This window comes from Streptomyces sp. NPDC049887, from assembly GCF_040656535.1.
Classification (GTDB): Bacteria; Actinomycetota; Actinomycetes; order Streptomycetales; family Streptomycetaceae; genus Streptomyces.
The window spans coordinates 1-9,720 of the sequence record NZ_JBFAMM010000015.1; the positions used below are offsets into that span (position 1 = coordinate 1).

Here is a 9,720-nt window from a genome sequence, read left to right on the forward strand (position 1 = left end):
CCGGCGCCCGCGACGGACCTCCGACCGCCCCCGCCGCGTCCCGCGGCGGGGGCGGTCGCGTCGCACGGGCCCGCCCGAACGGGACGAGGGGCGGTCGGGCCGTGGGGTCCCGCCGTCGTGTTCAGCGGGGACGGGGCGTCGGGCGGCCGGGAGGCGCCCCGTAATCTGTGCGACGTGAAGCCCGCGACCCGAATGATCCTCATAGCCGCCCCCGTGGCCGTCGCCGCATCCGTGATCCTCGGCGTCGGCAGCGAGGACGAGATCCCGCTCGCCGACCGGCCGCGGCAGGAGCAGAAGACGACGGCCCCCGCACAGAACCCGCTCAAATCGGGCACGGCGGCCGAGCGGCGGGCGCTGGAGGCCAGGATCGCGAAGATGCCCGCGGGGCTCGCGGATCCCGCCAAGAAGGAGATCGCCGCACGGCTGGTGTCCACCGCCGAGCACTCCACCCTGAACTGGCGCGGCCAGTACGACGCCATCGAGGACCTCGGCGACGGCAACGGATACACCGCCGGCATCATCGGTTTCTGCTCCGGCACCAACGACATGCTGCAGCTGGTCGAGGCCTACACCGCCGAGCACCCCGACAACGGGCTGGCCCCCTACCTCCCCGCGCTCAGGGAGGTCGACGGCACCGACTCGCACGAGGGGCTGGGCCCCGGCTTCACCGACGCCTGGGCCGCGGAGGCGGGTAAGCCGGCCTTCCGCGCCGCGCAGGACGCCGCCCGTGACCGGATCTACTTCGACCCCGCCGTCCGGCTCGCCAAGATGGACGGCCTCGGCACGCTCGGCCAGTTCATCTACTACGACGCGATGCTGCTGCACGGCCCGGGCCTCGAACGCGACGGCTTCTACGGCATCCGCCAGGCGGCCATGAAGAAGGCCAGGACGGCCGCGGAGGGCGGCGCGGAGAGGAAGTACCTGAACGCCTTCCTCGACGAGAGCCGTTCGGCCACGCGGGCCCGTACCGGTCCCGGCAAGCGCGACACCTCGCGCATCGACACGGCGCAGCGGGTGTTCCTGCGCAACGGGAACATGGGGCTGACGGCGCCGTTGGAGTGGCGGATGTACGGGGAGTCGTTCCGCATCCCGGCCGCGCCGGACCTCACCAGTCGGCCACCCGGTAGTCCTTGAGGAAGACCCCGGACACCGGCGCACCCGCCTCGCCCCGCACGATCGGGTCGTACACGCGGGCCGCACCGTCCACGATGTCGAGCGGCGTGCGGGTACCGGCCGCGGCGATCCGCGCCTTCCGCGGGGCCGGGTTCTCGTCGGTGATCCATCCCGTGTCCACGCTGCACATGTGCACGCCCTGCGCGGCGAGTTCGTGCGCGCTCGTACGGGTCAACATGTTGAGGGCCGCCTTCGCCATGTTGGTGTGGGGATGGCCGCCGGTCTTGTTGCGCACGGCGAACCGCCCCTCGACGGCGGACACGTTGACGATGTAGCGACGCGGTCGCGGCGAGGCGAGCAGCAGCGGAAGCAGCCGGTCGCACAGCAGCGCCGGGGCGACGGAGTTGACGAGCTGCACCTCGAGGACTTCGGCCGGGTCGAGCTCGCCGATCCGCGCGGACCAGGAGTTGGCGGCCGAGAGGTCGGGCAGCAGCCCGGCCTCGTCGGCACCGGGGAACACGAGGTCGAGCGGGGTGGACCGGCCGGCGGTGACGGCCGCCGGCGCGTACCCGGGAGCGGTCAGCACGCCCGCCGGACGCTCGCCGCCCTCACCGGAGGCGAGCAGCGCGTACGACTCCGGCGGCCGGCGTATCGTCTGCGCGGCGTTGTTGACGAGTACGTCGAGCGGATCGCCGTCGTCCCGCAGCCGGTCGCACAGTCCGAGGACCTGGCGCGGGTCGCGCAGGTCGATCGCGACGACGGTGAGCCGGTCGATCCATTCCCCGCTGCCCGGCACGGCCCGGAAGCGGCGCAGGGCGTCGTTCGGGAAGCGACTGGTGACCAGCACCTGCGCGCCGTCCCGCAGCATCATCAGGGCCAGTTGGAAGCCGATCTTCACCCGGCCGCCGGTGAGCAGGACCCGCCGGCCGGACAGGTCGGTGCGCAGCGTCCGCCGCCCGGCGTTGTCACTCGCGCAGGCGGGGCAGAGCCGGTGGTAGAAGGCGTCGGCCTGTCGGTAGGGCGACTTGCAGACATAGCAGTGACGGGGCTTCAGGTAGGTGCCCACCGTGCCGCGGCGCGACTTCAGCGCGGCGTCCTCACGGCGGTCGGAGGCGCCTGTCGCGGTGGCGGCGGTGAGCAGGGCATCGGCCTCGGAACGTGTCTTCCGGCGGGCCTTGCGGCGCTTGTTGCGGCTCTCCCGGGCGAAGGCCGCGGCGATCTCCTCGCCGCGCATCCGCACCGGATCCTCCAGCGGAAGGCCGCGCAGCCGCTCCACCAGGCGGCCGAGAGCCGCCAGTTCCTCGTCCGTGACCATGCCGTCCGGGACGGCCGGGGTCGTGCCCGGCGTCGTCGCGTGCATCTGCTTCATGCGCAGGTGATCGTAGTCGGCGCCGGCCGGCACCGGCACGCTGATTTCCACTCACCCGGGAGGCGTGCGGCCCCGCCTGACGCCGCCGGCCGAGCCGCGAGGGCGGTCCGTCACCGCCCGTCGCGCGCGGCCCCGAGTCCCCGACGGCCTCGCCCGCCGTGCCGGACCCGCCCGCCCGCCCGCCGGGACCGCTACCCGTGGCGCCGCATCCCGGAGCGCCGCAGCCTGCCGCGCTCCTTCTCCGAGAGGCCGCCCCAGACTCCGAAGCGCTCGTCGTTGGCGAGTGCGTACTCCAGGCACGCCACACGGCCTTCGCAGGCGCCGCACAGCTGCTTCGCCTCGTGGGTGGAGGAGCCGGGGGCCGGGAAGAAGAACTCGGGGCCGACCTGGGCGCAGAGGGCGGTCTCCTGCCAGGAGAGTGCCTGGTCGGGGGCGGGAGTGGTGCTCTTCATGGGCATGGTCGACAGGCTGCCCCGCGGTGATAAACGGCATGTCAATGAACGATCAACGTCCGCGTTTCGGCCACCCCGCCCCGGGGGGCCGTCCGGTCGGCGGGCGGCGCGTTCACGCGGCGTTCGCCGCGCCCGCGCTCTTCACCGCGGTCTCGATCACCGCGAAGCGGGCTCCGTACGGGTCCGCGAGTTTCGCGACGCGGCCGACGTCCTCCAGGTCGATCGGCGGGGTGCGGACCGTACCGCCGAGCTCCTCCGCCTTCGCCGATGTCGCGTCGGTGTCGGTGACCTCGAAGTACGGCAGCCAGTACGGTCCTCCGGCCGCCTCCACCGGGTCGGTCTCCAGTGGGACGAGGCCGGCGAACATCGCGTCCTCCCCCGCGCCGGCCGGGTTCACGGTGAGGTACGTGTCACCACCGGGGGCGGGCACGGCGAACTCGTCCCAGCCGAAGACGGAACGGTAGAACGCGAGGGCCGCGCCCGGGTCCGGGGTGCAGAGCTCGGCCCAGCACAGCGAGCCGGTCTCGTTCACGACGCCGAGCCCCTTGCCGGTGCCCGGCTGCCAGGTGGCGAAGCCCACGCCCGCCGGGTCGGTGAAGTGGGCCATGCGGCCGAGGTCCCGCAGGTCCGCCGGTCCGTGGGTCACGGTGCCGCCTCCGTTCGTCACCCGTTCGGCGGTGTCGTCGGCGTTCGGCGACTGGAAGTAGAGGGTCCAGCGGGCCGCGCCCCGCTCCGGGGGCACGGTCATGACGCCCGCCGCGGTCCTCCCGTCGAGTTCGAACAGGCCGTAGCCGCCGGCCTCGGGACCCGGGGAGCGGAACGTCCAGCCGAACAGGTCGCCGTAGAAGGACGCCGCACCCCCGAGGTCAGGGCTGCCGAGGTCGAGCCAGTTCGGGGAGCCGGTGAGATAGCGGGTGGTGAGCATGGGCCGTCGCTCCTTCGTGGGCGGCCGGGGGCCGCCGCGGGACGTCGCGCGGCGCTCCCGGGCCTCGGCGTCGGGACCCGGCGTCGTGCCTCGTCCCTGGTGACTGTGCGGCCGACCCCACCGAGTGTGCGCCCGCTCCCCGTCCCCCGCACCCGGGGCGGCCGCCGGACCACCGCCCTCCCCCGAGCGGCACCCCTTCCGTGGCAGGCGCCGGTTGGCCATCCGGTCCGTGTGGGGCGGACCGGACGGCTACCGGGTCCGTGTGCGCACGGGCGAAGGGGTGGACGCCGCCGTGCGATGTCCCGGGATCGGCGAGACACTGCCGCGCGGCGAGGACGAGGGGCGCTCGGGCATCCCGTCGCGGAGTCGTCCCCCGCGGCGTCGCCCTCCGTCCCGTGCGATCACTCGTGCCGGTGGTCCGGCCGTGTGGCCGCCGCGCAGCGGCCGTGCGCTGCGGCAGGGTGGACGGATGCACCCCCGCATCAGGCCCCTCACCCTCGCCGTACTCCTCGCCGCGACCGGTCTCGTCACGACGGGCTGCGTCTCCGTGCCCGGGACACCGCCGCCACCGGCGCCAGGCCCCGCGCCGGCCGGAGCGCCCTCGCCCGCTTCCCTCTCCCCGGAGCGCCGGGCGGAACAGGCACCTGCCCATGCCGAACTCGCCTCCACCGGACCGGAGGAGTCGGCGCGGTCCCGGCCCGCGGACGACCGGGCCGGGGGCGACGGAAGGCGGGACAAGGCACCCGAGCCGGGGCGGGCGGAGGCTCCCCGGGCACACCACGGGCATGCGGCCGCTCCGGAGCGGCGGGCGCGCGGTGAGCGGGAAGGCACCCGGGCGGCGGAGAAGGCCGCGCCGCCGCGCAAGCACGGGAGGCACGCGACGGTCACCGGGGTGCGACCGCCCCGTCCGCGGACGGACTACGGCATGGGCGATCTCTGCCGGGCCTCGGACGGCGTCGCGGACCCGTCCCTCGTCGCCGTGTGCCGCGCGAACTACGGCCGCTGAGGAGCCGCCGCGAAAGGCTCGCGGCTGAACGCCGCCGGTGCCCCGTGCCCACCCGAGCCCGTGTGCCTGACGAGCACACGGTCCCGCGCGGCCCCGATGGGCCGCGCGGGACCGCCACGCCTGCGCGGGGGCCTCGTCCGCGTTCCCGCACAGGCCGTCACCGGGCCGCCCCGTCCGGGGCCGCCGTCCCGCCGACGTCACTCCGCCCCCGACACCCGATCCGCGTCAACACCCTCGCCGCAGCACACCGTTCGACGTGCTGTCGGACCGCCCTCCGCACCCCGGCGCCGGGAGGTCCGGCACGGTGGAACGGACGGGCGGGCAGAGCGAGCCGGGAAGCGGACTGCTCGGCACTCAGTGCTCGTGAGCCGAGGGCGCGCCCGGGGAACGCACCGTCCCCGAAACGCCTTTCGCCCCGTCCGTCGCGCCGGGTGACGCCGGGACCGCCGGGTGGTGCGGCTCGTATCCCGGGATCGTGCCGTCCGGCTTGGCCACCAGGAAGAGTCCCGCCATCCCCATGTCCGAATGGCTCTGCACATGGCAGTGGTACATCCACGCGCCCGCGCCCACGCCCTCACCCGCGATGATCTGGAAGCCGAAGGAGTCCGCCGGTCCGGTGATCTTGTTGTCGACGATCCGGGACGGGTCGTCGGGTCCGGTCAGCAGACCGGTCCTGTTGTCCGCCCAGCGATGACCGTGCACATGAAAGGTGTGGTAGTACTCGCCGTGCGTGATCATGACGATCTCGACCCGGTCGCCGACGGTCGCCCGGAAGTCCGGGCTCTGGTGCCCCGGCCTGTTGTTGATCGTCAGGTCGTTGAAGACGATCGTGAACTGCTTGTCCGGCAGCAGGTCGCCCTTCCTGCGCACCACGACCGGCCCGTACAGCCCCTTGCGGATGCCGCCGGTACCGTGGTCCGTGCCCACCACATGGTCGTGGTAGTGCCAGTAGCCCGCGCTGCCCGCCCGCCAGGTGCCGTCCTTGCGCCGACCAGGGGCGTGGGTGCGCCAGGTGTAGGTGCGGGTGGCGCCCGGTTCGACGTGGCTCCTGCTCGCCCGGGTGCCGTCGCTGGCGATGTCGTAGTCAACGCCGTGGACATGGAGGCCGGCCGGCACGTCCATGGTGTTCTCGAACTCGATGTGCAGGGTGTCCCCCTCGACGAGCTCGATCATCGGACCGGGAATCGTCGCCTTGCCCTTCTCCTGGCCGTACCCCATCTGACCGTCCGCCAGTTTCTCGGCGTACAGCTTGAGATGGCGCACCTGGCCGCCGGCCGGGGTGGTCCTCGGTGCGCCCTCGGCGGAGGTCGCGGCGGGCGCGGTGGCGAGGGACAACGATGTCATACCGGTTGCAGCGACCGCGCCACCCGCCAGCAGGCGCCGGTTGAAGCCCCGTCTGTCCATGTGAACTCCCCAGTGCCGTAAGCGAAATTGGGTTGGGCCGGGCACACGGTAGTCGGCTGATCCTGGTTTCTCCACACCCAGGACAAAGTTCGTCGAGTTGCGGCCATCTCTATTGGCGGTACGCCGAAAGAGGTCTAGCTTCACGGCTGTTGCTGTGACCAACGAGGGGTGGGTGACCACATGCACCGCGCACCACATCACCGGTCGAGAACCCGGCGCGGAACGGCGGCGGCGCTGCTGGCCGGAGCGATGGCCGCGACGCTGCTGGGCGGGACCTCCGCGACGGCCGGACCCGCGCCGGATCCACGATCGCCCGGGACGACAACGTTGTCCCTGCCATCGCCACCGGGCGGCGCCAACGTACGGGTGCTCGTCTTCCATGCCTCGGCCGGCCAGGAGCCGCCGACCGTCGACGCCGGAATCGCGGCCATCGAGCAGATAGGGCTGACGGGCCCCGCGGCGGGCCGGTTCCGCACCGAGGCCACGGACGACGCCTCCGTCTTCACCAACGCCAAAAGGCTCGGCCGGTACAACGCCGTGGTCTTCCTGACCGGCGGCGGGGACGTGCTCGACCCCGAGCAGGAGGCGGGCCTGGAGGCGTACATGGAGGCGGGCGGCGGTTTCGTCGGCATCCACGACGCCGCCCGTACCGAGCCGTACTCGGACTGGTTCACCGGACTCGTGGGCGCCCGGCCCACCACCTCGCCGGCCGCCGTCCAGCGCGCGGTCGTCGAGGTCGGTGACCGGCTCCACCCGGCGACCAAGAGCCTCCCGCTGAACTGGAAGCGGCCCGACAAGTGGCTCAACTGGTCGGTGAACCCGTCCGGTTCGGTCCACACCGTCGCCCGGGTGAAGGAGAACTCGTACCAGCCCGGCCAGGGCGCCAACGGCTGGGACCACCCCGTGTCCTGGTGCCGGGACTACGACGGCGGCCGCTCCTTCTACACCGGCATGGGCGGGACGGCCGACTCGTTCGCCGAGACCGACTTCCGGGACCATCTGCGCGGCGCGCTGGCCTGGACCTCCCGCACCTCGCAGGCCGACTGCAAGGCCACCGTCACCGCCAACTACACGGCGCAGCGGGTGACCCGGCCCAACCAGCCCGGCCGGAACGACCAGATCGGCGAGCCGCACGGCCTGGTCGCCGCCCCCGACGGGCGGATCCTGTACATCGGGCGCGGCGGCGCGGACTCGTCCCAGCCGGTCGTGACCGACTGGAACAACCCCGACATCGGCAAGGGCAAGGGCGAGATCCACGTCTACGAGCCGAAGACGGAGAAGGTGACCCTCGCGGGCGCGCTCACGGTCTTCGGCAACAAGGGCGGCGGTGACGAGCTCACCAAGAACGAGGAGGGGCTCCTCGGCATCGAGCTCGACCCGGAGTTCCAGACCAACGGCTGGGTGTACCTGCACTACACACCGCACTCGCGGATCGACCGCGACACGCACATGGCGGAGCGGTACGTCTCCCGCTTCACCCTCGACCCCGCCACCAACAAGCTGGACACGGCGAGCGAGAAGGTGCTGCTGAAGTGGCCGGTGCAGATCCACAGCTGCTGCCATTCGGGCGGCGGGATGGCCTTCGACTCCAAGGGCAACCTCTACATCGCCACCGGTGACAACAACTCGTCCGGCTTCAGCTCGGGTTACTCGGGAAACAACCCTCAGCCGAACTTCAAGGGCGTGTCTTTCGCCGACGCGCGGCGCACCGCGGGCAACACCAACAACCTCAACGGCAAGATCCTGCGGATCCACCCCGAGGACGACGGGACGTACACCCTCCCCGAGGGCAACCTCTTCACCGGCGAGGAGCCGGACGAGGGCGGCGGCAAGACCCGCGGCGAGATCTATGTGATGGGCGTGCGCAACCCGGCGCGGATCTTCGTCGACAGGACGACCGACATCCTGTACGCGGGCTGGGTCGGCCCGGACGCCGGTTCGCCGTCGACGACGTGGGGGCCGGCCAAGTACGACACGTTCGCCGCGATCACGAAGGCGGGCAACCACGGCTGGCCGTTCTGCATGGGCAACAACCAGCCCTACCGGGACCGCAATCTGCCCGACCCGAGCGTGCCGCTCGGCTGGTACGACTGCGCCAGGCCGAAGAACGAGTCGCCGAACAACGACGGCCTGGTGAACCTGCCGCCGGTGACGCCGAACACGATCTGGTACTCGCCGCAGGGCGGCGGTCCGGACTACCCGCGCGACGCGGCCGGTGTGCCCAGCTACAAGGTGGAGGAGCAGAAGCTGCTGCTGCCGTGGCTGAAGGGCGGCGGTCAGGCGACCATGAACGGCCCGGTGTACCGGTTCGACGACGCGACGGGCGACCCAGCCGTGCGCTGGCCCGCGTACTGGGACGGCAAGTGGTTCGTCGGCGACTTCTACGACGGCGACCAGCCGCGGCACGCGGTGCTGACCGATCCGAAGACGGTCGGCAAGGGCGGGCTGCCGGTGCACGCCGAGTCCCTGAAGAAGATCGTCCCGGTCGGCACGGACGGCATCCGCAACCTGATGGACTGGAAGTTCGCCCCGGACGGTTCGCTGTACGTGCTGGACTACGGGCGCGGCTTCTTCACCTCCGATTCCAGGTCCGCGCTGTGGCGCGTGACGTACAAGGGCGGCGGCCCGACCCCGGCCGCCGATCAGCTCGCGAGGAAGGCGGCGCAGCAGTGAGACCATTCCGGCAGGGACAGCTCCGGCTGTGGACGGCGCTGCTGGGCGCGCTCGTGACGGTGCTCGGGCTGACCTCGACCGTCGCCCACGGGCGGGCCGGCGAGCGGGAGGCGGACACCGCCGCGGCCCAGACGCTCACCTGGACGGCGGGCGACCCGATCGACCGCTATCTGTCGTTCCCGACTACCGCGGTGGCGGGCCCGACGACCATCGTCTTCGAGAACAGCACGGCGACCGGCAACACCACCGGGATGCCGCACACCCTGTCCTTCGACGTGTCCGATCCCGAGTACAACAACGACGTCCCCCTGAACATCCTGGCGAACCCCAACGACGACCAGGGCGGCAAGCACTCGGCCGAGGTCACGCTGACGCCGGGCCGGTACCGCTTCCACTGCACCATCCCCGGCCACGGCCAGATGCAGGGCATCCTCACGGTGACCGACCCGGGCGGTGAGGACACGACGGCGCCGGAGACCTCCGCGAAGGTCGAGGGCGAGAAGAACCCCGAGGGCGCCTACATCGGCCACGCCACGGTGACCCTGGCGGCGACCGACGCCGGTTCGGGCGTGGACAGGATCGAGTACGCGCTGGGCGCGGACGGGGCCTGGCAGCCCTACACCGCACCCGTGATGGTCCACGAGACCGGCACCCACAAGGTCCGCTACCGCGCCACCGACAAGGCCGGCAACACCGCCGCCGAGAAGGCCGTCGACTTCACCGTCGTCGCCCCGCCCACGGACGACAGGACCCCGCCGGAGACCTCGGCGACGGTGAG

Annotated in this window: 7 protein-coding genes and 1 pseudogene; 4 read left to right on the plus strand and 4 right to left on the minus strand. The window is 72.5% G+C overall.

Translation table 11 applies throughout. From position 1 onward, the window contains the following. The first annotated feature begins 192 nt into the window (after positions 1 to 192). On the plus strand, positions 193 to 1,134 hold the full coding sequence (locus tag AB0J10_RS19410) for a chitosanase (RefSeq protein WP_363063382.1): 942 nt from the start codon (positions 193 to 195) through the stop codon (positions 1,132 to 1,134). Here the strand turns inward: AB0J10_RS19410 and AB0J10_RS19415 are convergent. The 3 genes from AB0J10_RS19415 to AB0J10_RS19425 form a co-directional block, all read right to left on the minus strand. Continuing rightward, the gene (locus AB0J10_RS19415) at positions 1,106 to 2,482 is read right to left on the minus strand and encodes an SDR family oxidoreductase (RefSeq protein WP_363063119.1); all 1,377 of its coding nucleotides are present in this window, start codon (positions 2,480 to 2,482) and stop codon (positions 1,106 to 1,108) included. The genes AB0J10_RS19410 and AB0J10_RS19415 overlap by 29 nt on opposite strands. Before the next feature lie 191 nt (positions 2,483 to 2,673). Beyond that, entirely contained in the window at positions 2,674 to 2,940 is a 267-nt protein-coding gene (locus AB0J10_RS19420) for a WhiB family transcriptional regulator (RefSeq protein WP_363063121.1), read from the minus strand. A 106-nt stretch (positions 2,941 to 3,046) separates the two neighbouring features. Then, on the minus strand, positions 3,047 to 3,859 hold the full coding sequence (locus tag AB0J10_RS19425) for a VOC family protein (RefSeq protein ID WP_363063123.1): 813 nt from the start codon (positions 3,857 to 3,859) through the stop codon (positions 3,047 to 3,049). A 469-nt stretch (positions 3,860 to 4,328) separates the two neighbouring features. On the opposite strand from AB0J10_RS19425, the gene AB0J10_RS19430 reads away from it, so the two are divergent. Then, positions 4,329 to 4,865 carry a hypothetical protein gene (locus AB0J10_RS19430; RefSeq protein WP_363063125.1) on the plus strand — a complete coding sequence of 179 codons (537 nt, stop codon included), beginning with the start codon at positions 4,329 to 4,331 and terminating at the stop codon, positions 4,863 to 4,865. A 354-nt stretch (positions 4,866 to 5,219) separates the two neighbouring features. Here the strand turns inward: AB0J10_RS19430 and AB0J10_RS19435 are convergent, their stop codons facing one another. Continuing rightward, the gene (locus AB0J10_RS19435) at positions 5,220 to 6,269 is read right to left on the minus strand and encodes a multicopper oxidase domain-containing protein (RefSeq protein WP_363063127.1); all 1,050 of its coding nucleotides are present in this window, start codon (positions 6,267 to 6,269) and stop codon (positions 5,220 to 5,222) included. A 180-nt stretch (positions 6,270 to 6,449) separates the two neighbouring features. On the opposite strand from AB0J10_RS19435, the gene AB0J10_RS19440 reads away from it, so the two are divergent. Together AB0J10_RS19440 and AB0J10_RS19445 are read left to right on the plus strand one after the other, a co-directional pair. After that, the gene (locus AB0J10_RS19440) at positions 6,450 to 8,942 is read left to right on the plus strand and encodes a ThuA domain-containing protein (RefSeq protein WP_363063129.1); all 2,493 of its coding nucleotides are present in this window, start codon (positions 6,450 to 6,452) and stop codon (positions 8,940 to 8,942) included. Positions 8,943 to 8,968: 26 nt separating this feature from the next. Continuing rightward, positions 8,969 to 9,720 (plus strand): annotated as a pseudogene (locus AB0J10_RS19445) (glycosyl hydrolase); the annotation flags it as partial.